At 55.5% G+C, this 21895-nt stretch carries 21 protein-coding genes and 1 tRNA gene; 11 read left to right on the top strand and 11 right to left on the bottom strand.

Annotated elements, in window-relative coordinates:
* Window positions 1-319 (top strand): hypothetical protein (locus tag AC1Q6D_RS31445; RefSeq protein ID WP_256590380.1); only part of this gene is annotated, 319 nt, incomplete at its 5' end.
* 190 nt (window positions 320-509) lie between these two features.
* On the opposite strand, the gene AC1Q6D_RS31440 is transcribed toward AC1Q6D_RS31445, so the two are convergent.
* Window positions 510-1841 (bottom strand): DUF5623 domain-containing protein, encoded by a 1332-nt coding sequence (locus AC1Q6D_RS31440; RefSeq protein ID WP_256590379.1) that lies wholly within the window; start codon window positions 1839-1841, stop codon window positions 510-512.
* A 279-nt stretch (window positions 1842-2120) separates the two neighbouring features.
* Here AC1Q6D_RS31440 and AC1Q6D_RS31435 point away from each other — a divergent pair, with 279 nt between their 5' ends.
* The 7 genes from AC1Q6D_RS31435 (at window position 2121) to AC1Q6D_RS31405 (ending at window position 9493) form a co-directional block, all read left to right on the top strand.
* Window positions 2121-4283, top strand: coding sequence for an ATP-dependent nuclease (locus tag AC1Q6D_RS31435; protein ID WP_103406229.1), 2163 nt, complete (start codon window positions 2121-2123; stop codon window positions 4281-4283).
* Complete coding sequence (locus AC1Q6D_RS31430; RefSeq protein WP_103406228.1) at window positions 4280-6280, top strand: UvrD-helicase domain-containing protein; 2001 nt, start codon at window positions 4280-4282, stop codon at window positions 6278-6280. Before AC1Q6D_RS31435 ends, AC1Q6D_RS31430 begins: the two co-directional genes overlap by 4 nt.
* 401 nt (window positions 6281-6681) lie before the next feature.
* A complete protein-coding gene (locus tag AC1Q6D_RS31425; RefSeq protein WP_103406227.1) occupies window positions 6682-7011 on the top strand; it encodes a hypothetical protein in 330 nt (109 codons plus the stop codon).
* A 400-nt stretch (window positions 7012-7411) separates the two neighbouring features.
* On the top strand, window positions 7412-7684 hold the full coding sequence (locus tag AC1Q6D_RS31420; RefSeq protein ID WP_103406226.1) for a hypothetical protein: 273 nt from the start codon (window positions 7412-7414) through the stop codon (window positions 7682-7684).
* 38 nt (window positions 7685-7722) lie between these two features.
* Window positions 7723-8325 carry a hypothetical protein gene (locus AC1Q6D_RS31415; protein ID WP_103406225.1) on the top strand — a complete coding sequence of 201 codons (603 nt, stop codon included), beginning with the start codon at window positions 7723-7725 and terminating at the stop codon, window positions 8323-8325.
* A gap of 275 nt (window positions 8326-8600) precedes the next feature.
* The gene (locus AC1Q6D_RS31410; protein WP_146041523.1) at window positions 8601-9272 is read left to right on the top strand and encodes a hypothetical protein; all 672 of its coding nucleotides are present in this window, start codon (window positions 8601-8603) and stop codon (window positions 9270-9272) included.
* Entirely contained in the window at window positions 9257-9493 is a 237-nt protein-coding gene (locus tag AC1Q6D_RS31405; RefSeq protein WP_103406223.1) for a hypothetical protein, read from the top strand. Before AC1Q6D_RS31410 ends, AC1Q6D_RS31405 begins: the two co-directional genes overlap by 16 nt.
* Window positions 9494-9555: 62 nt before the next feature.
* Here AC1Q6D_RS31405 and AC1Q6D_RS31400 read toward each other — a convergent pair whose 3' ends face one another.
* A complete protein-coding gene (locus AC1Q6D_RS31400; RefSeq protein WP_103406222.1) occupies window positions 9556-11931 on the bottom strand; it encodes a hypothetical protein in 2376 nt (791 codons plus the stop codon).
* 296 nt (window positions 11932-12227) lie between these two features.
* Between AC1Q6D_RS31400 and AC1Q6D_RS31395 the strand changes: the two genes are divergently transcribed.
* Window positions 12228-12737 (top strand): ProQ/FinO family protein, encoded by a 510-nt coding sequence (locus AC1Q6D_RS31395; protein ID WP_103406220.1) that lies wholly within the window; start codon window positions 12228-12230, stop codon window positions 12735-12737.
* A 460-nt stretch (window positions 12738-13197) separates the two neighbouring features.
* Here the strand turns inward: AC1Q6D_RS31395 and AC1Q6D_RS31390 are convergent.
* The 9 genes from AC1Q6D_RS31390 to thrS all read right to left on the bottom strand — a co-directional run bounded on the left by AC1Q6D_RS31390 (window position 13198) and on the right by thrS (window position 20654).
* Window positions 13198-13274: transfer RNA gene (locus AC1Q6D_RS31390), tRNA-Pro, on the bottom strand.
* Between the two features lie 89 nt (window positions 13275-13363).
* Entirely contained in the window at window positions 13364-13720 is a 357-nt protein-coding gene (locus AC1Q6D_RS31385) for a MerR family transcriptional regulator (protein ID WP_003179985.1), read from the bottom strand.
* Complete coding sequence (gene ihfA, locus AC1Q6D_RS31380) at window positions 13701-14003, bottom strand: integration host factor subunit alpha (protein WP_002553164.1); 303 nt, start codon at window positions 14001-14003, stop codon at window positions 13701-13703. The genes AC1Q6D_RS31385 and ihfA overlap by 20 nt, the downstream gene beginning before the upstream one ends.
* A 3-nt stretch (window positions 14004-14006) precedes the next feature.
* Window positions 14007-16388, bottom strand: coding sequence for a phenylalanine--tRNA ligase subunit beta (gene pheT / locus AC1Q6D_RS31375; RefSeq protein WP_103406219.1), 2382 nt, complete (start codon window positions 16386-16388; stop codon window positions 14007-14009).
* A 26-nt stretch (window positions 16389-16414) separates the two neighbouring features.
* The gene (pheS, locus tag AC1Q6D_RS31370; RefSeq protein ID WP_047531155.1) at window positions 16415-17431 is read right to left on the bottom strand and encodes a phenylalanine--tRNA ligase subunit alpha; all 1017 of its coding nucleotides are present in this window, start codon (window positions 17429-17431) and stop codon (window positions 16415-16417) included.
* A gap of 109 nt (window positions 17432-17540) precedes the next feature.
* Entirely contained in the window at window positions 17541-17897 is a 357-nt protein-coding gene (rplT, locus tag AC1Q6D_RS31365; protein WP_007905879.1) for a 50S ribosomal protein L20, read from the bottom strand.
* 28 nt (window positions 17898-17925) lie between these two features.
* Window positions 17926-18120, bottom strand: coding sequence for a 50S ribosomal protein L35 (rpmI, locus tag AC1Q6D_RS31360; protein ID WP_002553160.1), 195 nt, complete (start codon window positions 18118-18120; stop codon window positions 17926-17928).
* 60 nt (window positions 18121-18180) lie between these two features.
* On the bottom strand, window positions 18181-18732 hold the full coding sequence (gene infC / locus AC1Q6D_RS31355; protein ID WP_172668659.1) for a translation initiation factor IF-3: 552 nt from the start codon (window positions 18730-18732) through the stop codon (window positions 18181-18183).
* Window positions 18732-20654: a threonine--tRNA ligase gene (gene thrS, locus AC1Q6D_RS31350; RefSeq protein WP_103406218.1), complete on the bottom strand. Its 1923-nt coding sequence runs from the start codon at window positions 20652-20654 to the stop codon at window positions 18732-18734. Before thrS ends, infC begins: the two co-directional genes overlap by 1 nt.
* Before the next feature lie 376 nt (window positions 20655-21030).
* On the opposite strand from thrS, the gene AC1Q6D_RS31345 reads away from it, so the two are divergent.
* Both AC1Q6D_RS31345 and AC1Q6D_RS31340 read left to right on the top strand, forming a co-directional pair.
* Window positions 21031-21333: a hypothetical protein gene (locus AC1Q6D_RS31345; protein ID WP_103406217.1), complete on the top strand. Its 303-nt coding sequence runs from the start codon at window positions 21031-21033 to the stop codon at window positions 21331-21333.
* A 292-nt stretch (window positions 21334-21625) separates the two neighbouring features.
* Entirely contained in the window at window positions 21626-21838 is a 213-nt protein-coding gene (locus tag AC1Q6D_RS31340; protein WP_003179963.1) for a cold-shock protein, read from the top strand.
* Window positions 21839-21895: the final 57 nt, after the last annotated feature.

The raw sequence follows: 21895 nt of genomic DNA, 5'->3' as shown, positions 1-21895 counted from the left end.
CCGAGGGAGTTCAGGCGCTTGGCGGCAGCATCAATTTAACAGGGAGTTGGTGTCCGGTTTTGTAGGGGCAAGTCCAGTTAGCCGTAAGTTAATCGAAAATCATATTGCTGGTTTGGAAGCAGCGACGCTAGATAACTACCATGACCATCGTAACTGGTTAAACAACCATCGTTTCTATGTCAACTCCGAGCAGTGCGCACGAATTAACAAAACGGTTGAGAGGTTGGATGCGCTTCCGAAGGAAGTAGGCCTGATCTACCTTGGAACGGAAAGATTTGAGACGCATCCTGACATGGAAGAGAGCTATCTCACTGACTGAACGAATGCTGAGATTCTGCCTCTTCGCGCACAGCACTTGTGCCGTCAGAACTGCTCCATCTAGATCGAGCCATCCTGCACTGCCAAGGACACTGGCCTCCGGCTCCTTGTGGTATTGCGAAGGTCATCTACCGCCATAATTCTGCTGGTATGGCGATAGAAGGCTGGTTTGACAGTTTGCAAGAGGAGACCTAAGTGGCCTGCCCTTCGATGATTGCCGTAGCGATGTCGAGGCCCTTCAGCAGGTCTCTACGTGGCTTGCATTCCACGTACCCATTGATGATGATCGTTCGAATACGCTTCAGGGCGGAGAGTTGTTCCGGCTCCGTGGGGTATACGGAAGGTTCCCCGCCGTAGTAGGTAATGTCGAAGTCCTGGTTGCGGTCACCGCCCCGGTATTCCGAGTACATCCAGTTTTCGAGGGTAGAGCACCAAGTGCGGATCTTCTGATAGGCCTTGAAGGGCATGGGCGAGATCATCAGACACTGAAGCTCAGCACCAACCTTTCTGTGATCTGCCTGGCTCAGTGGCGTCTCTGGACGCCAGAGCGATGGGTATCCAGCTTCACGATGATATTCGACTGCACCTTTGCTGAAGCCGTAGGTGGTGCCAGGTCGAGCCCGCCGCGCAATGCCACTGGCCAACCTTTCCGGGCTGATGAACTGCGAGCTGTAGGGCTCAGACGTGCCACCCCACGGCTGTTCCTCGGACGGCACTACCGCAATAGGCGACAGCCCTTCAAGTGCTACGGTGGTTTTGCGTAGCAAGTGCTCTGAAGGGGATACCAGATGCGGTACCGCGTGATTTGGGTAGTACAGACCTGCCCAAGCTGGCTTGGTCAGATGCAGAGTGTTATGCGTAATCCAAGCGGTGCGCGCTTTCACCATCGGCTCGTTATTCACATGGCCGTAAGGCTCGTCGAGCGCGACCCACATGCCCGACGTTGGGTCGATCCACAGCGAAACGTGATCCTTCGATGGAAAGCCTTCAAGCTGCTCAAGGGCTTGCAACTGCTTTTGAGAGGTTGCCGGGCGCAGCCCACTCATCTCCATGAATTGGAGCGAAAGCGCTGCGCGCACCAGCAGCTCCCACGCCCGGGCTTGGCTGCTCGTGTTGGAGATCATTTCCAGGTGATCGGGTGCTTCCTGCCGGAATCCCTCAAGATTGCGCGCATACATTGCCTGATGCTTCGACACAAAATCGTTCATCGGACGAGGCAGGTAGACTCTCAGCGTCTCACAACCCGCCGAGCGAGGAGTGGTATCCGTGTTCCGCCAGTAAGCGCAGAGGAAGACTGGGTACCCGGTTTGGTTTACTTCTGAGAACCCTTCACTAGATGCCAATGCCTGCTGTGCCTGACGGTAGTCGCGATAGCCCATCTCGCGCGCAACGATATCGAGCGCCTCGGTGTGCTTTTGGCCAGGCACGCCAATCTTCTTGGCTCTTTTCTTGATCCCTTGGATAGTCTTAGGGAGGGTGTTGCTGAAGCTGATACGCTCGGGGAGCGAGGACAGAGTGCTCATAATTTTCTCCAACCCCATGATCAACGCCACCCGCCTACGTCTTACTGGGGCCGCAAAAAATCATGGCCTAGGAGATCGTGCTGTTACAGGTAGTGCCGTTTCCAGCTTTCACTGACGGGTGAGGTACGCCTACCTTGCGCAACTCAGAGATTATCGATACAGAACTGGATTTGCAACTGCCCACCTGAATCTCGCCGACAAGCAAGTTGCTTGCTCGGTTTCCAGTATTATTGACTAACCCGCCTACTGCACTGCAGGCCTTTATGACAGGACACATGGATGTATTTGTCAGCACTCAAAATTCAGAATTTCCGTCAGTTTGGCGCCGAGCCAAACAACCTATTCATCGAATTCAACAAGGGCGTCACTGCCCTGGTGGGGGAAAACGACGCGGGTAAATCATCGGTCATCGATGCCCTGAGATTCGTTCTCCAAACGCGTGACGGAGAGTACCTACGGCTGCAGCCCGAAGACTTTCACATCCCAGTCGAAGGGCCTCAGGCGACCCAGATCACAATCGTAGCAAAGTTTGCAGACTTGTCCGTCGCTGATCAGGGGGCGCTGTCCGAGTACGTCACGTTCAATGGTGGCGCTGCAGTCGCTTACATTCACTGGACAGCTCGAAGACTCTCGGACGACGTCCTGGCACGTCGCTGGGTTGATATTGCCGTGCGCAGTGGCCACAGCGGCGGTGGCCCAAGCATCGACACCAACGTCCGGCAACTGCTGGCTGCTGCCTACCTGCGCCCCCTTCGCGACGCCACGCGGGAAATGTCTCCGGGACGTGGATCACGACTGTCGCAGGTGCTCAAAAACTTCCCAAGCATCAAGGGCGGTAGTGGATTCGATATCGATCGCCCCTTGGAAAATCCCGCATCGCTGAGCCTCACCGGGTTGGCCGGGTACTTACGGCATTTGGTGAACCTGCACCCAGGTGTAGCTGCTGCACAAGAGTCAGTTAACGACAACTACCTGTCTCACCTTTCGCTTGAAGGGGATGAGTTACACGGACGCATCAATTTCGTCGACGGGAGTTCAGAGTCTGCTCGCCTCAGGCAGATTCTGGAACGCATGGAGCTGAGCTTGCTCGACCAAGGGTCACAAGAGGCTCGTGGGGAGTACGGACTGGGCTCCAACAACCTGCTGTTCATGGCGTGCGAGTTGCTCTTGCTGGGCAAAGAGCCTGATGGTCTGCCGTTGCTACTCATCGAGGAGCCTGAGGCCCATCTCCATCCACAGCGCCAGTTGCGCCTGATGGAGTTTTTGACGGCTGCAGCAAAGCCCAGAGTCGGCTCACCCGCTGTAGTGCAACCGCTGGTGAACAATGAGAATGTGGAAGACGCACTCCCGTGGAACGTTGGCTCAGCAGCCCCGTCAGTTGAGCCATCTGGCAATCGCGAGACGACTGACGCAGAGGTCAGCCAGGAAAGCGAGACGCGCCCTGTACAGGTCATCCTCACTACCCATAGTCCCAACCTCAGCTCCAAAATTGCTCTGGACAATCTTGTGCTCATGAACGGTCGCAAGGCCTATTCACTCGGTAAGCAGCACACGAAGCTAGGCCAAGGAGACTATCGGTTCCTTGCTCGTTTCCTGGACGTGACCAAGGCGAATCTGTTCTTTGCACGTGGCGTGCTCATCGTCGAGGGAGATGCTGAGGCCATCCTGTTGCCGGCGCTCGCGAAGCTGCTCGGACGAGACTTGACCCGCCATGGAGTCTCGGTGGTTAACGTCGGAGGGGTTGGTCTCGGCCGCTATGCTCGTATCCTTCAACGTGCGAACCCAGAAAGTGGCGTCCTGAACATCCCTGTAGCCTGTATCTCGGACATGGACGTCATGCCAGATTGCGCACCACAGATTCTGGGCCTGGTGGAAAATGATGACGACCCGAAGTGGGAATCCAGAAGTCGTAAGTGGCGAGCGATCCGTGACTTCGGAGCAGATGATGAGAGCCAGCGTCTTGGCTTGAATGAGCGTTGCCGCTTGCGTAAAGCGAACGACGAGCAGAACGTAAAAACGTTCGTGGCCGGGCAATGGACACTGGAATATGATCTGGCTTTCGGCGGCATGGCACGCGAGGTCCTGACCGCCGCGCGCCTGGCTGCGAAGGATGATGCAATTCACGCTGGTCGGGAACAACATGATGAAGTGATCGAGCAGGCCGTGGCTGAATATGAAAACCTTAACAATTCTGGCATGTCCCCAGAGCAAATCAGTTCCACCATCTATGCCCTCTTCCACCGCAAGGTAGCCTCCAAGGCAATCGCGGCTCAGTACCTCGTGGATATTCTGGAACAACGCTATGAGGGAACATCAGTGGCTCCCGAGAGCGTGCGGGAGATACTCCCCAGCTACCTCGTTGAGGCGATCACCTATGTAACGTCTCGGTTGGAATTAGCCCCCGAGCAGCACCCCTCGCTGCCGCAGAGAGACATGCCATGATCGCGTTTCGCGCCCTTGTGCCTGAAATCACTGACGAAGACATTGACTGGGTCTCAGGGCTCATGGAGCTTGAAGGTCTGGATGAGCAGCGCCTGGCATTTCTTCGATCGCGAGAAACCCTCGACGTATCGGCGTGCCCGGGAAGCGGGAAGACCACGCTAGTTGTCGCCAAGCTCGCGATTCTTGCGCGCAAATGGAAAAGCCGTACACGCGGGATTTGCGTGTTATCTCACACCAACGTCGCTCGCCATGAAATCGAGGAGCGCCTAGGGAACACTGAGGTTGGCCGGCGACTGCTGAGCTACCCCCATTACATCGACACGATTCACGGGTTCGTCAGGCGCTTTCTTGCCACGCCGTGGCTACTCTCCGCTCAGCATCGTTTCACCGCGATCGATGATGAACTGACTCACCGGATGCGCTCCAGGTGTATGTCAGCGGAGGAGAGAAGGTTTATACGCAATTTCTTGGCCCGTAGAACGTTTGACACCACAGCACTGCGCTTAGCCACAGCAGACTTTGCCAACCCCATAATTAAGGTCGCCAGAGGTAACCTTCCGTGCGGGCCAGGTACTCAAAGCTACCAAATCATGGCGAAGGCAGTCGGTGAGGCAGCCAAACGAGGCTACTTTTGTTACGACGAAATTTTCGTGTTGGGCAGTGCTCAGTTGGCTGAGCGGCCAGGCGTAGCTGAGGGATTGAGGCATCGCTTCCCATGCGTCTTCGTCGACGAGATGCAGGATACCTCGGCGATGCAGAACCAATACCTGAGCGCCATTTTCCCCCGCGACAACTCCGGGATATGCGTGACACGAGTTGGCGATTCCAACCAAGCTATTTTCGAATCAGACCTCCACACCAATGGCAGCGACTTTCCGGATCGAAGCAGAGCAGTCGACATCTCCAGCAGCTTTCGCTTCGATGAGTCGATCGCGGCGCTGGCAAACCCCTTTGCATTTTATCCCGTGGCTGACCGGCTTTCCGGGCGGCGCAACGTAGAAGCGACAGGGCCACTTCGCCACACCATTTTTGTTTTTCCTGACGGTGACTGTAGCGGGGTACTGGACGCCTATGGGCGCCTGGTTCTCCAAGAGCTCCCCCCTGACCTACACGGCAACGCGACAGTCACTGCCCTCGGCTATACCCATAAAGACGTCAATCCCGCCGACGCTGACCCAATCCATTTTCCAAAGACTGTCGGGCATTATTGGGAGGGCTACGATCGTAGCGCAGGTCTGGGGGTGTACCGCCCGCCGACGCTGATCGAACGAGTTCGTCAAGCGAAGCGCAACCTCGTCAAGAGCGATACCGCTCACCACGGTGCCGAAGAGATCGCCAAGGGCATTCTCCACCTGGTGAACCTCACCAATCTCACCACCAAGATCAAAGTGGGAAGTCGACAACACGTCCAAGTTCAGCAACTGCTTACCAGTTCGGAAGACCTGACCAGCTACCAGCAGCTGGTAGTCGAGCTGCTGTTCACGTCAAATTCCATCAGTGCCGACAGTTGGTCATCCCTCGCTCGGCGCTTTTGGAATTTGGCATCAGTCCTAGCGGGAGCGCATGAACAGTCTGAGTCGGCGCAGGAGTACCTAGCGTGGGTGCCGGAAAGTTCAGAGGTCGTGCAGGAGGGCGCTGTACAACTTGCTGTGAATACCTTCAGAAGCACTCACGACACTGGCGTGGTAGACATCAAGCTCGGCTCTATTCATTCGAGCAAAGGACAAACCCACACTGCGACGCTTGTGCTCGAAACCTATAACCACGGGCACTTCATCGGTAGCCTTTTGCCTTGGGCTTCTGGGCAGAAAAGCCATGGCGGTGCCAAGCCCGGAAAGCGGATCATCCAGCGCTTGCTTGCTATGTATGTGGCCATGACCCGCCCGACCCACTTGCTTTGTTTGGCGATTAGTAGGCGGACGCTTGGTGAGGGAGAAGAGTTTGATGCCAACTGCGCGCAGCTGCATGAACACGGTTGGGATATTCAGCATCTGTAGGTATCACAAGATCAGCATTCATCCGTAACGCTATCCCGATACGCCTGAAGGCTCGGTACCTATTAAAAACTGTTTTCTATCTCAATAGGTACTTGCCGCCGTGGGGAGAACTCATCCCACATTGGCTGGCTATTTCGAGAATTCCTTAGTCCACGAGACTCCCGTGTCAGTGGAGTGCCATTGCTACCGGCTACCCCTGTTCCACTTGCCAGGATGACGCTCTTGGCACTGCGGCCCGGGGAGTTTTATGGGGCCGACGAGCAAAAATACAATCAGCGTGAATTCTGCCCGCTCCCCCCCTTCCACGCCGCGCCAGTCGACGAAGGGTGGGTTGTAAAAGCATGAAGAAAAGAAGACCATCCATGGCCTAGCGCCATCACTGAATTGCACGGAAGCTCTGCATGCAAGCCAAAACACTCAAATCCCTAATCGCGGATCACGGCGTCTCCTTCGACGCCGCCACCATCATGAACGCGCTGGTCAAAACCGGGCATGCTGAGGTGTTCCAGTACCCAAGCACGACGGGTAGCGGTGTGATGAAGTCATTCAAGCGGCTCACGGATCAAGCTGAACACCTCGGAGTCAACAAGGCTTCAATGGGCCATCCATTCAAAACTGAACCAAAATTCTACGCCGAAACCTTCGCCGACTTGCTCAATGTAGTGGTACGCCAACTCTATGAGGAAACAGCCGCGCTCGCAGCGGCACGTGCGGGACTGGAGGCTGTTTAATTACAGCACTCTGCCTTGGCCTAACATCAAGTCGTGGGAGCTAGCAGCGCGGCAGGGCAACTAAGTGGATCAGCTCGACTGGCCGATGCAAGCGGAGCGCGCAGGCGTGAGGATGGAAGCCCGGAGGATCGAGACCGGGCAGCATGACCGGGCTTGGTTCACGACAGCCGACCCGGAAGGGGCAAGCCAAATACGAGTTTTGGACTGCTCCCACACCTCTACTACGAGTCCTGACGAGATGAAATTGCAACCGTTAGAGGGGCAATTTGCTACTCATCCATCCAAAAGTTCACTTTCAGTAGTGAAATAGCCCTCGATCAAGCCACCCGACCCAGCATCTGTATTGCCACGTCGTGATGGAATCCAGCTTCCATCGCTGAGCTTACTCAAGGAAACAACAATGATTGACACCGTACACAACCAGCGCCTGGTAAAGGCCTATGAACTCATCGATTTCATAGGTACGGCTACCGACCTTGAAAGCCTCGTGCTGTTGTTTGGCAGAGCATACGGATATATCGAATCGCTCCGCGACGCCAAGATTTTGCCCAATGGGGCGTTTGCAAACTTGGAGGAACAAGCGCGCATGAATTTCGACAAGATCAATACCCAGCTGGGGGTAAACGCACGCCGACCAGAGCCTGTCGCCCCAACCTGGAAAGCGACACGGTAAGGCTGGCTCAAGATCCACATATTCAAAAGGAACATTGGTTGAACGCTTTACAGGCCGTCAGCAAGGCGCTTCAGATGAAGCTTGCAGCCTTTCAGAAAAATCCTCAGGAAGAGGATGAAGAATACCTGCGCGGAGCAGCGCTCCTCGCAATCGATGTAGGAATCATCATGAATGCTCCAGCGCTCATAACCGAAGCACAGGAAGTGATCAGTTGGATTGAGGAATGGACTGTTGAGCAGTTAAATGAGCATGCGGTCGAGATGGAAGAAAGCCATCGGGCTTGGGAAAAAAGCCGAGAGCCTTTGTACGAGGCGCATCGATTGGCAAAGGCCATTGTGGGCCGCGAATACAATGACCCCCGATGGATTGGGCTCGTAGACGCGTACCGCGAGGCTTTCCCCACATTTATCGTACGCAATTCCGTGTTTGCGCGGCTTGCCCCCACACAGATGGCATTCCGACTCCGCGGATTTTTGAGCAAAGCCATCCAAGAAAAAAAACTTGGCCGAACACCGACCAAGCCCGACATGCTGGAGTGCCTACCTGAAGCGAAAGCCCGACTTCAAATCCAGACTCTGAGCTATCTAGAGCGGGCGCTGCCAGGCTTCGATTTCAACGGCCATCCAATTCTTGAGCAATAGTCAGAAGCGCGCTGACACCACACGTTATTCAAGGGGAAAACATCAGCGTCGAGCAGAACGGATTTCGAGACGTCTTCAACTTAGAGCACCACCTCTCCTCTGAGGGAGGGTTTACAATTGGCCCCTACCGAATCACCGTCAGCAAGGAGCTCATTGAGGCCGACTTTGCCCGGTCACAACGGCTCGTATTTGGTGGCGTTTTCAAATCGTCCGGGTTCAAGAACACAGTCACTGAAGAACCAGCCAGTCCTGGTTCTTGGAGCGTAACGGCTGCTGTGGCTGAGCACGAAGGGTTAGATCAAGCTTCCGTGCTCCTGCCCGACAATCCATGGGTGGATGGAGCCTACGACCTGTCTGTCACCCTTTCGCTTCTCACCGGTCGCCATGTGCGGGTAGGAAACGATGTTGAACCCTATCTGCCTGTTTCAGCTGGTTTGGCTCTAACCAGTAATAACTTTTTCCGCACTCATCCGGTGATCGATTGGTCATTACTTCCAGCCTTACAAGCAGCTGGTGCCGGAGAAGCGATGGAAGCGGTGATGCTGGCAATGACGAGCGGCAATGTCGCCGTGAAGATCGCGATGGGATCGGCGGCGCTCGACGGGTTGAACACCCAATGGTTTAGCGCCTCTTACACCAATCGCTATACCGAGGAAGAAAAAGCGAAGGTCAAGGCTGCAGCGCAGGCCTTCAAGGCTCATCTGGAAACAGCAGGTGTAAGCCAGGATCTTATCAATGACATAATGCCCCGCCTGGCAAACGTTGCGAATGAGTCGGCGCTCGCTAAGCTCACAGCCTTCTTGAAGGACGGCGGCATGTATCCGGAAAATCCTAATGACAAGGCTCCGAACCGGCTAAAATGGTTGAACAAGCTTCGAATGCAATTGCGCATTCAGGCTCGATTAAGCTCGACATTGCGGAAAACCCTGAGGTGTCCCTGCAGGTAGCGGGCGTTGTAGCGCTGCTACTCCAGAACATCTGCCGGATTTACATTGCGAAGTACTTGCTCAAGATCGAGGATCGGGATGTTGATGAAGCACAGAGGGCCGTGATGACCTTCTTCCTGAATGGAAAGTACAACGGCCAAGACATCCTTGCAGAGGGCTATGAGACCTACCGACTGCGGTTGATCGACCACTACGAAGAGTTTGGCAATATCGACCTCTGAGGCCAAGCTTGTTCGAGGAGAGCCAAAATGCTCTCCCCTTTCATAACAATGGTCTCAGGGCCTCACTTGTCCTTGCGAGGGAGCTGAGAGAACACCTCGCTCATTTGAGCCAAAGACTCAACCAGCGACACCAGCATCTGACGACCTTGCATGACGGGGTCAGCCTGCTGATCAACGTCAACCAGATCAAATGCCTTGGCGAACCCGGAAGAAGGTAAATGAGCGTCTGCCTGTCTGAGCTCAATGATACCCACCAACACCTTGGTCAATGCCCTCGCCTGCTCAAGGGTCACCCCCTTTTGCAATGCAGCCTCCAAGTGCTTGACCGAGCCAGGCTTCATGCCCTTGGGAGTGGGCGCGAGCAATGACAAGGCGTCTCCATCCAAGGACTCTACCGTCACCCTGGCCAAATCTTTGGCCAATTCGAGCACTCCTGTTTTTTCAAGAGCCCGGAAGCGGTGAATCCGGCGGAAGATCTCATCCAGAGCGTGATGTTCGCCAAATAACTTCTTACCAGCTAGTTTTTGAAATGCAGCGTTGAGATCGTCATAGACCGAGCGCATCTGCATTTCTGGAGCTTTAGTGGATGCCGGCTTGGCATTAGCCTGCGATGCCAACAGCTCCGCTGACACGCCACCATCTGGCACTAGGTTTGCCCCAGCCCATACGCGCTGCTGCCACAGTGGAAGCTGCCCGATGTCCTTGGCATACACGTTGATCAGACCCAGATCATTAAGACCAAAATGGACGCTGTGTCCGGATGAGATGCCGATGACACCGGTGTCTCGGGTAAACCATCTCAGTGAAGATCCACGATAGCTCCCAAGAAGAGCCGTAACGTTTGGCCGGAACCACAGCCAACGGCCACAGTGTTCCAGTTCATCACCATTCAGACGCTCCCCTGAGCCATCCACGGCAAAGTCCACCTTGGCGAGCGGGGACTCCCCTTGTACTCGCTCACTGACCCTCCCTGGCTCTACGACTTCAGTTTTCCAAAGCGAACCACTCAGGTCGTACAGCTTTCTTCCTTGGTGCTGGATCGACCATGTTTTCGAAACCACGGAATCATCGTCTGGGAGCCCCAGGACGGGGACTTCGTCATCCTCGTCAATGTCTGTGCGAGAAGCGTGGAAAACACCCGTAGAGGAACCGTAGGGCATCCCGCCTTCGTGAATTGCACGGTTGACGCCCTCCCACTTGCCCCCATCTTTCACCTCCTCCACAGCCGCCAAAGCCCATTTGACATGGGAGGCATCCGCCACGATTTGCCGGCGGCTCCGGTAGCTCGAAATCAGCAGATACATCCCCCGTGCCTTCAGGTAGTCACGAAGATGCTCGGTACGCACATCCAGCCGAACAGGACGATCACGCTCGTCGCGCACCAACCTCACGACCTCCTGAAAGCCCTCAATGGGTCGCAGCCAGATGTCACCCTGGCGCTGCAAGCCTAAAGAAATGACGAAGTCCTGATGCAAATGCCACTCAGTGGGCGCTTCACCGTCAAAACTCTGCTCAATCACAAGCCCGGTGCCTATCGCATCCCCACGGTGGCTACCCCAATCACCTGCCCAATGGTAGGTCGTGATTTTCTCAGGCTCTGCCCGCTCAACAGGTTCAGGTGGGGTTACCAAGGCTGCCGGCTCTGCGGGCTCAGGCTCCGCTGCCTGCACACGTAAGGCGAGATTCACATTTGTAAAAGGCACGCGGAAAGAAACAAGTGGCTTGCCCTGCCCGACCTCAGCCGGCTTAGTATCTTCTAAAGACCCGCCGGCATCAGCGACATTCGCCGATCCATTACGCTCTGGCCAGACGTACTCCGTTACCTCGCCACCGATAAAGGTGTTCCCACCGAGGTCACCCCAGTCCAACTCGCTGATCTGTTCTCGGTACCCAAGATCAAACATCACCGAGCCGACCCCGAAATACTCTTCGAGGTAGCCTTCGCGACCATACTCACCTTCTTTGCTGAGCACCGAGCTAGCACGAAGCGTAATCCAAACTTTGTCTGCGACAGACGCCCTTCGGATCTTGGCCATCTCGAACCAGGTCTGCGGCTTGCGCACCGCTGTCTTGGGTATCACTCCCAGTGCTGCACTGGCTACGGGTAGATCTTTCAATACCAGAACCACAGCCATCTCGCGCGAATGATCAATCGCGGCCAGCTGCTCGCGCAGCATTTGACGTATTTCCTCAGCCGGAATCAGCTGGTCGATAGCGTCAACAGAAAAGAAGGCGCCTGGATTCTCGAGCCCGTTCGTATCGGAATACCAAAGGACGAAGCTCGGGCCTTGCGCAATAACCTCATCAGTGCGACTGAGATCAGTCCAGACGGTGCGCCAGTAATTCAGAATTGTCTCGACCTGACCATCCTGGCTATCGGCCTCATGCCCATCATCAGGGGCTTCTGTCGCTATCTCACTTCCTTGATGCTTGTCCATCCGCCCCTCTCACATGCGCTGCCTTTCACCAGGCAAGAATTAAAACACGAGCTGTGATGGGCCTTGTAGAGCCTTTTTTGATTTCAAATCTGGCTTGGAGCGGCGGGAGACGGAGTTGGTAGCCTTGACCAGCAGAATCCACCCCCAACGTGACCTGCGCCACCAGCTGCAATCGGCCAGCATCAATCAACGTGCCTTCACTAACCAGCGGCGATTGTTCCTGTTTAAGCTGCACCCACGTGCTGCATGCCATATCCTTGCGCTACGCAACCAACCTCCAAGCAGTGATTTGAACGATGGGCTTTGAACAGCTAGCTGAACTACGCGACCGCCTGCGAGCTAAAACAGAACAGGAAAAAACCGGTAGTACGACACACCCCAAACGCATGCCTTCACCGCATGTAAAGACTCGTAACCAGGATCCAGCAGTGGATGCGATCTGGCCATTGCAGAAGCATTTTCCATTGGCATTTCCTGTCAATCCTGTCCCCAAGGTTCCGCTCAAGGAGGGGATTCTCAAGGATGCTGAGCAGCATCTGGAGCTACTCGGAATAACCCGCGAACAGCTCAAATTGGGCATCTCTACGTGGTGCCGGGGAACCCGTTATTGGGCGAGCATGGTCGAGAATGCGGCGCGCTTGGATTTGAGCGGTCAAGCAGTCGGCACAGTTACCGCCTCTCAGGCGATGCATGCGAAGCAGCAAGCATCGCGCCAACGCGGACAAGCTCGACGAAATAGTGGGGAGCGAAAAGCGCGTGTCACGCCCCCCGCTGCTGATACGGCCATGCAACCGACTGCGGACTGAACCCAGTCGCGCCCTGCATCGTGTCTCCAGCCACTCGAATCACTGGCGGGGGCCGCTTGCTACCCGCCCGCGCTGTTGATCAGCCTTTGGAAAGAGATCGTGGGCCTGACGAGATTGAACGGGAACAGCACGCAGCTTGAGGTCAGCTATCCGATGACTCTACCGGAGTATGAGCGAATGTCCGGATCACCTCGCCAGCAACAGAGAGCCCCGCGCTACCTATAGCCATCACCCGAAGCTTGCCTCGCGGAATGTCCAGATCAGCAACCCATTTACGAACGTCTTCGCATCTTCAGGTTCTTGCATTGGTACGGGCTACTACCCGGAGACACGAGACTCGAACGCCTCTCAGATGGTTTAGCTACCGAGATCCAAGATATCCGTGGGAGTAAATGTGGGAGTAATTTTCCAGGTATGAAAAAGCCCAATCTGAAAAATTGGGCTAAGTCATTGAAAAATATGGTCGGGACGGAGTGATTCGAACACTCGACCCCTAGCACCCCATGCTAGTGCGCTACCGGACTGCGCTACGCCCCGACTAGGCGTGAGACCTGTTCCTCATCTCGAGGAACGCTCAAGAATATATCGCAAGCTTTTGAAAACTGGAAGTATTTAAAAGCAGGAATTTACTTCTTGAGGACCACCAGAACATCTTCCAGCTCAGCGATCATCTGGCGAATCATTTGTTTGTATTGCGTGGTGTCGTCTTTGGCTTCATCACCGGACAAACGCAGGCGTGCGCCGCCGATGGTGAATCCTTGATCGTAAAGAAGCGCTCGGATCTGCCGGATCATCAGCACGTCCTGACGCTGATAATACCGGCGGTTTCCGCGGCGTTTGACGGGGTTGAGTTGAGGAAACTCCTGCTCCCAATAGCGCAGCACGTGCGGTTTTACCGCACATAGCTCGCTGACTTCACCGATGGTGAAGTAGCGTTTGCCTGGGATGACGGGTAGCTCGTCGTTATGACTTGGTTCCAGCATAAGCCTCAACTCGGGCCTTCAACTTCTGCCCTGGACGAAAGGTGACCACACGGCGAGCCGTGATCGGGATTTCTTCTCCCGTTTTCGGATTGCGGCCAGGCCGCTGGCGTTTGTCCCGAAGATCAAAATTGCCGAAACCGGACAACTTGACTTGTTCGTTGTCTTCAAGAGCGTGCCTGATTTCCTCGAAAAACAGTTCGACCAATTCCTTGGCTTCCCGCTTGTTCAGGCCCAGCTCTTCATACAGACGTTCCGCCATCTCAGCTTTCGTCAAAGCCCCCATACGTCACTTCCTTAACGTGGCGTTCAACCTTTGTTCGAGCGAGGTGAGGATGTTTTGCGTCGCAGAATTCACCTCATCGTCATTAAGAGTGCGCGATGGATGCTGCCAGGTCAAGCCAACTGCGAGGCTTTTTCTATCAGGATCAATGCCTTTACCCTGATACACGTCAAATAGCCTGAGGTCTGTCAGCCATTCGCCTGCATTTTCACGGATTACGTCCAGCACAGCCGCAGCTGCAACGTCTTTGTCCGCAATCAATGCCAAGTCACGACGCACTTCAGGAAAACGCGATAACTCCTGGAATTTAGGCATTTTGCCCGAGGCGACCTCTGCCAGAACCAGTTCGAAAACGAACACGGGACGGTCCAGCCCAAGCGTTTTCGATAATTCAGGGTGGATCGCGCCGACAAAACCGACCAGACGCCCCTCACGCTCGATACGCGCAGTTTGACCCGGGTGCAATGCTGAGTGCTTGCCCGGCACGAACGTGAACGCGTCCAGCGCACCGGCAAAGCCCAACACCGCTTCCACGTCAGCCTTGACGTCGAAGAAGTCCACGGTGTCGCGACCTTGCGCCCAGCCTTCAGGCAGACGGCTACCGCAAACCACACCCGCGAGCATTGGCTCTTGCTTCAAGCCTTCAAGTTGACCGACAAAGCGCAGGCCGCTTTCAAAAAGACGTACACGGTCTTGCTGACGGTTCAGGTTGTGCTGCAGCGCCTTGATCAGGCCAGGCCACAAGGACGAACGCATCGCAGCCATGTCGTTCGAAATCGGATTGGCCAGCAGCAGCGGTTCAACACCCGGATTAAACAACTCGAACTGTTTCGGATCGATGAAACTGTAGGTGATCGCTTCCTGATAACCACGAGCTACCAGCAGTCGGCGCAGTTCGGGCAGATCGCTACGGGCTTCAGCCTTGGCTTGCGGCGCCAGACGCGCTTGCGGGTAACGAACCGGCAGGCGGTTATAGCCGTACAAACGAGCCAGCTCTTCGATCAGGTCGACTTCCAGGCTGATGTCGAAACGATGGCTTGGCACTTCTACGCGCCACTGCCCTGCTCCGTCGGCGGTAATTCCCAGGCCTAAAGCACTGAGCAGACGCTCGACTTCGGCCGAATCCATTTCCATCCCCAACATCTGGGCAATGCGTTGGCTACGCAGGGTCACCGGCGCGATCGACGGCAGGTGCTGCTCGCTGACGGTTTCGATGATCGGACCCGCTTCGCCACCGGTGATTTCCAGCAGCAGGCCAGTGGCGCGCTCCATGGCTTCACGGGCCAGTTGCCAGTCCACACCACGCTCATAGCGGTGCGACGCGTCGGTGTGCAGGCCATAGGAACGGGCCTTGCCAGCGACAGCGATCTGATCGAAGAACGCGCTTTCCAGGAATATGTCGCGAGTGGTCGCAGTGTTGACACCACTGTGCTCACCACCCATGACACCGGCAATTGCCAGCGCACGGGTATGGTCGGCAATCACCAGCGTATCGCTACGCAGGCTGACTTCCTGTCCATCGAGAAGAACCAGCTTTTCACCCTCTTCGGCCATCCGCACGCGGATGCCGCCGTTGATTTCGGCGAGGTCGAAGGCGTGCAACGGCTGACCCAACTCCAACATGACGTAGTTGGTGATATCGACAGCAGCGTCGATGCTGCGCACCTCGGAGCGACGCAGGCGCTCAACCATCCACAGCGGCGTAGGCCGGGACAGGTCGACGTTACGGATGACACGCCCCAGGTAACGCGGGCAGGCGGCAGGTGCCAGCACTTCAACCGAGCGCACTTCATCATGCGCCGCTGGGACCGCAGCCACTACGGGGCGAGTGACCTGGGCGGCGTACAGCGCGCCGACTTCGCGAGCAAGGCCCGCCAGGGACAGGCAGTCGCCGCGGTTCGGGGTCAGGTCGACCTCGATGCTGCTGTCGTCCAGGTTCAGATACTCACGAATGTCCTGGCCTACAGGCGCATCGACAGGCAATTCCATCAAGCCGTCGTTGCCTTCTCCGACTTGCAGTTCGGCCTGGGAGCACAGCATGCCGTTGGATTCAACGCCACGCAGCTTGGCTTTCTTGATTTTGAAATCGCCCGGCAGCTCGGCACCGATGGTGGCGAACGGAATCTTCAGGCCCGGGCGTACGTTTGGCGCACCACAAACGACCTGAAACGTCTCCGAACCATTACTGACCTGGCAAACACGCAGTTTGTCGGCGTCCGGGTGCTGTTCGGTGCTCAGCACCTCGCCCACGATGACGCCGCTGAATACACCGGCGGCCGGCGTGACGCTATCGACCTCAAGACCGGCCATCGACAGACGAGCAACCAGCTCGTCACGACTTACCTGCGGGCTTACCCAGCCACGCAGCCATTGTTCACTGAATTTCATCCTGCTCTCCTAAGAATTCGTTACGACTAGCGAAATTGCGCGAGGAACCGCAAGTCGTTGTCGAAGAACAGACGCAAGTCGTTCACGCCGTAACGCAGCATGGCCAGACGCTCAACGCCCATGCCGAAGGCAAAGCCCGAGAACTCTTCCGGGTCGATCCCGGACATGCGCAGCACGTTCGGATGAACCATGCCGCAGCCCATCACTTCCAGCCAGCCTGTCTGCTTGCAGACACGGCAGCCTTTACCGCTGCACATCACGCATTCCATGTCGACTTCGGCGGATGGCTCGGTGAACGGGAAGTAAGAAGGGCGGAATCGCACGGCCAGTTCTTTTTCGAAGAACACGCGCAGGAACTCTTCGATGGTGCCTTTGAGGTCGGCGAAATTGATGTCGCGATCGACCAGCAGGCCTTCGACCTGGTGGAACATCGGCGAATGGGTGATATCCGAGTCGCTTCGATACACACGACCAGGGCAGACGATGCGGATCGGCGGCTGCTTGGATTCCATGGTGCGGACCTGTACCGGCGAGGTATGGGTGCGCAGCAACATGTTGGCATTGAAATAGAAGGTGTCATGCATCGACCGGGCCGGGTGATGGCCTGGGATGTTGAGCGCTTCAAAGTTGTGGTAGTCGTCTTCGACCTCAGGGCCTTCGGCAATACCGTAGCCAATATGGGTAAAGAACTGCTCGATGCGTTCCAGAGTGCGAGTAACCGGATGCAGACCACCAGAGGTCTGACCACGGCCAGGCAAGGTCACGTCAATGGACTCGGCTGCGAGTTTGGTGGCCAGATCGGCCTCTTCAAACAATGCCTTGCGCGCATTGAGAACGTCTGTGACACGCTCCTTGGCAACGTTGATCAGCGCACCGACTTGCGGACGCTCTTCTGCCGGCAAATTCCCCAGGGTCTTCATCACCTGAGTCAATTCACCCTTTTTGCCAAGGTAGTGAACCCGGATTTGCTCCAGGGCATTGATATCTTCAGCGCTTTGCACAGCCTCTAGAGCTTGCGAGACGAGCGCATCCAGGTTTTCCATGTACAGACTCCAGATACAAAATAGGGGAAGAGCTTGAAGGCTCTTCCCCTATTTATGACGTTTAACACCTGGCCCCACAGAGGTGAGACCGGGTGACTGTCGGGGGTACTTAAGCCAAGGTGGCTTTAGCTTTCTCGACAATCGCAGCAAACGCCGCTTTTTCGTTCACTGCCAGATCAGCCAGAACCTTACGGTCGATCTCGATGGACGCTTTTTTCAGGCCGGCGATGAAACGGCTGTAGGACAGACCGTTGATACGAGCACCAGCGTTGATACGAGCGATCCACAGAGCGCGGAACTGACGTTTTTTCTGACGACGGTCACGGTAGGCGTATTGGCCTGCCTTGATTACCGCTTGCTTGGCAACACGGAATACGCGCGAGCGAGCGCCGTAGTAGCCTTTAGCAAGTTTCAGAATTTTTTTGTGACGTTTACGGGCAATGACGCCACGCTTTACACGAGCCATGAGTTACTTCCTCTATTCTTGACTAAAATTAACGAAGGCGCAGCATGCGCTCGACTTTTGCCACGTCAGACGGATGCAGCAAGCTGCTACCGCGCAGTTGACGCTTACGCTTGGTCGACATTTTGGTCAGGATGTGGCTCTTGAAAGCGTGCTTGTGCTTGATACCGTTAGCAGTTTTCAGAAACCGCTTAGCAGCACCACTTTTGGTCTTCATTTTTGGCATGTTCGGATACTCCGCATTCAGTTGATAAACATAATCAGAAGGCCTGCCGTGCCCTGTTGATTACTTCTTCTTTTTCGGGGCGATGACCATGATCAGCTGGCGTCCTTCCATCTTAGGATGCTGTTCGACCGAACCGTACTCGAGCAAGTCACCTTCAACTCGCTTGAGGAGTTCCATCCCCAGCTCCTGGTGGGCCATCTCACGGCCGCGGAATCGCAAGGATACCTTGGCCCTGTCCCCGTCACTCAGGAAACGTACCAGGTTGCGCAGTTTTACCTGGTAATCCCCTTCCTCCGTCCCTGGACGAAACTTGATTTCTTTAACCTGAATCTGCTTCTGGTTTTTCTTGGCCGCAGCAACCTGCTTCTTCTTTTCGAAGATCGACTTGCCGTAGTCCATCAGTTTGCAAACAGGGGGTACTGCATCGGCGGAAATTTCCACCAGATCCAGTTTGGCCTCTTCAGCCTTAAGAAGCGCGTCTTCAATTGACACAATCCCAAGCTGCTCGCCTTCAGCCCCAATTAACCGAACCTCGCGTGCCGAGATATTCTCGTTGATCGGGGCTTTCGGTGCAGCTCGTTTATCTTGTCTCATTTCACGCTTAATAATAATTACTCCGAATCTTGGCGACCACGCCGGGAAACCGCTTGCGCGAGGAACTCAGCAAACTGGGCGACGGGCATCGAGCCCAGGTCAGCACCTTCGCGAGTACGCACAGCGACAGTCTGCATCTCGACTTCCCGATCTCCGATAACCAAGAGATAGGGAACCTTGAGCAAGGTATGCTCGCGGATTTTAAAGCCGATCTTTTCATTTCTCAAGTCAGACTTGGCACGAAACCCGCTTTCGTTGAGAGTTTTTTCGACCTCGGCGGCAAAATCTGCCTGTTTATCAGTGATATTCATGATCACTGCCTGAGTCGGCGCCAGCCACGCAGGGAATGCACCCTCGTAGTGCTCGATCAAAATTCCGACGAAACGCTCGAAGGAACCCAGGATCGCCCGATGCAACATCACCGGATGCTTGCGGCTGTTGTCTTCGGAGACGAATTCGGCACCCAGTCGGACTGGCAGGTTAAAATCGAGCTGCAGGGTACCACACTGCCAGACACGACCCAGGCAATCTTTCAGAGAGAATTCGATCTTCGGACCGTAGAACGCACCTTCACCGGGCTGCAGATCGTACGGCAAGCCTGCGCTATCAAGGGCTGCAGCCAATGCAGCTTCGGCGCGATCCCACAACTCGTCGGAACCGACGCGCTTTTCCGGACGAGTGGACAGTTTCATCTCGACATCTTTAAAGCCGAAGTCGGCGTAAACGTCCATGGTCAGTTTGATGAACGCTGCGGATTCGGCCTGCATCTGCTCTTCGGTGCAGAAGATGTGGGCGTCGTCCTGAGTGAACGCACGAACGCGCATAATGCCGTGAAGGGCACCCGATGGCTCGTTACGGTGGCAGGCACCGAACTCGGCCAGACGCATTGGCAACTCGCGGTAGCTCTTCAGGCCCTGGTTGAACACCTGCACATGGCAAGGGCAGTTCATTGGCTTGATGGCGTAGTCGCGGTTTTCCGACTGCGTGGTGAACATGTTTTCGGCGTAGTTGGCCCAGTGCCCGGACTTTTCCCACAGGCTGCGGTCAACGACCTGGGGAGTCTTGATCTCCAGGTAACCATTGTCGCGTTGAACCTTGCGCATGTACTGCTCGAGCACCTGGTACAGCGTCCAGCCGTTCGGGTGCCAGAACACCATGCCTGGCGCTTCTTCCTGGGTGTGGAACAGGCCCAGACGCTTGCCGATCTTGCGGTGATCGCGCTTTTCAGCTTCTTCAATACGCTGGATGTACGCCGCCAGCTGTTTTTTGTCAGCCCATGCGGTGCCGTAAACGCGCTGCAACTGCTCGTTCTTGGCATCGCCACGCCAGTAGGCGCCGGACAACTTGGTCAGCTTGAATGATTTCAGGAAACGGGTGTTCGGCACGTGCGGACCGCGGCACATGTCGACGTATTCTTCGTGATAGTACAGGCCCATTGCCTGTTCGTTCGGCATGTCCTCGACCAGACGCAGCTTGTAGTCTTCACCGCGAGCCTTGAACACTTCGATCACTTCGGCGCGCGGAGTGACTTTCTTGATGACATCGTAATCTTTTTCGATCAGCTGCTGCATGCGCTGTTCGATGGCGGCCAGGTCGTCCGGAGTGAAAGGACGCTCGAAGGCGATGTCGTAATAGAAGCCTTCGTCAATGACCGGGCCAATCACCATTTTGGCGGTTGGATACAGCTGCTTGACCGCGTGGCCGACCAAGTGGGCGCAAGAGTGGCGAATGATCTCCAGCCCCTCTTCATCCTTTGGCGTAATGATTTGTAGCGTTGCGTCGCTGTCGATGATGTCGCTGGCATCGGCCAGCTTGCCATTGACCTTACCGGCCACCGTGGCCTTGGCCAGGCCCGCACCAATGGATGCTGCGACCTCGGCGATGGATACCGGGTGATCGAATGAACGTTGACTGCCGTCGGGAAGAGTAATAGTTGGCATGGCGCCTCCTCTCCTAGTGGTGACCCCTACCAAAGGTCACGTGGGTTGGGATGAGCCAGTACAAGATCCGATCCAGGCCGTTCACTGACGAACGCCTGCCTTACAGCGGCAGGAGCCTTGCGGCCAACCGGAAAACCGAACCAGAGTGACTGGGATTCAAATCAGGGTTATTCGTGCGCCTGCCGCGACCGGGACTGAAGGTCGACCGGAGCCTGCAAATGCCCGAGCCAGGCATGCTAGCACAGATGAATGGTCGTCGCGGTGCAGAGCTTTACCAACAGGGTAAATCTTACGTTTTTATGCCAGAGTGCTGAACTTGATCCCCGCTTTACCCCTCGAACATTAAGTCATCGACCCACAAAGGAGCATCCTCGGCATGCGTCTGAATCGTTTATTCGCTGTAGTCGCACCCATCGTCCTGCTGTTGCCGCTGGCCGCCCACGCTGAATGGCCCAAAGGCGCGCGCGATAAATACATGGCTCAGTGCGTCCCTGCGGCCGCACAAAGGATCGGCGACGCTGCGGCCAAGGCCCACTGTGCTTGCGGTGCCGATGCAATCAAATCGTACCCCGCCAAAGATCTACAGGCCCTGATGGACAACAAGGCCAGCAATGAACTGCAACAGCAAGCCCTTACCCAGATTGCCAAGTGCAAGGCCACCAATCCGACGCAAAAATAAGCCCGTTCAAGCTTCAAAAAGGCATTTTCAGCCAGCAAACAGCCCCTGAAAATCGCTTTTTCGGACATTTTATGCAGGTTTTACAGCTTTTTTTATCACCTTTACTTTCGGCTGAAAGCCTTTTAAATCAGGGCTTTCAGCGATATCAGCCAACAAAGAATGTGCGACTGCAGGGCAAACAGCACCCGTGGGGGGCTCCCAAAGCGAACATTTCGACTATGATACCCCGGTGTGCCCAGTTGGCCTGAGCAGCACAGTACTACTGAAAATATATGTTTCTTGGAGATACACCATGTCTAATCGCCAAACCGGCACCGTTAAATGGTTCAACGATGAAAAAGGCTTCGGCTTCATCACTCCTCAAGGTGGCGGTGACGACCTGTTCGTACACTTCAAAGCTATCGAAAGCGACGGTTTCAAAAGCCTGAAAGAAGGCCAAACCGTTTCCTTCGTGGCTGAGAAAGGCCAAAAGGGTATGCAAGCTGCTCAAGTTCGCCCAGAGTAATTTCCAGGCGCACTAAAAAACCCCGTCCATGTGACGGGGTTTTTTATGGATAACGCA

The sequence above is a fragment of the Pseudomonas sp. MT92 genome, from assembly GCF_058792515.1.
The sequence above is the reverse complement of the archived record's forward strand: the minus strand, read 5'-3'. Positions and strand labels throughout refer to the sequence as shown.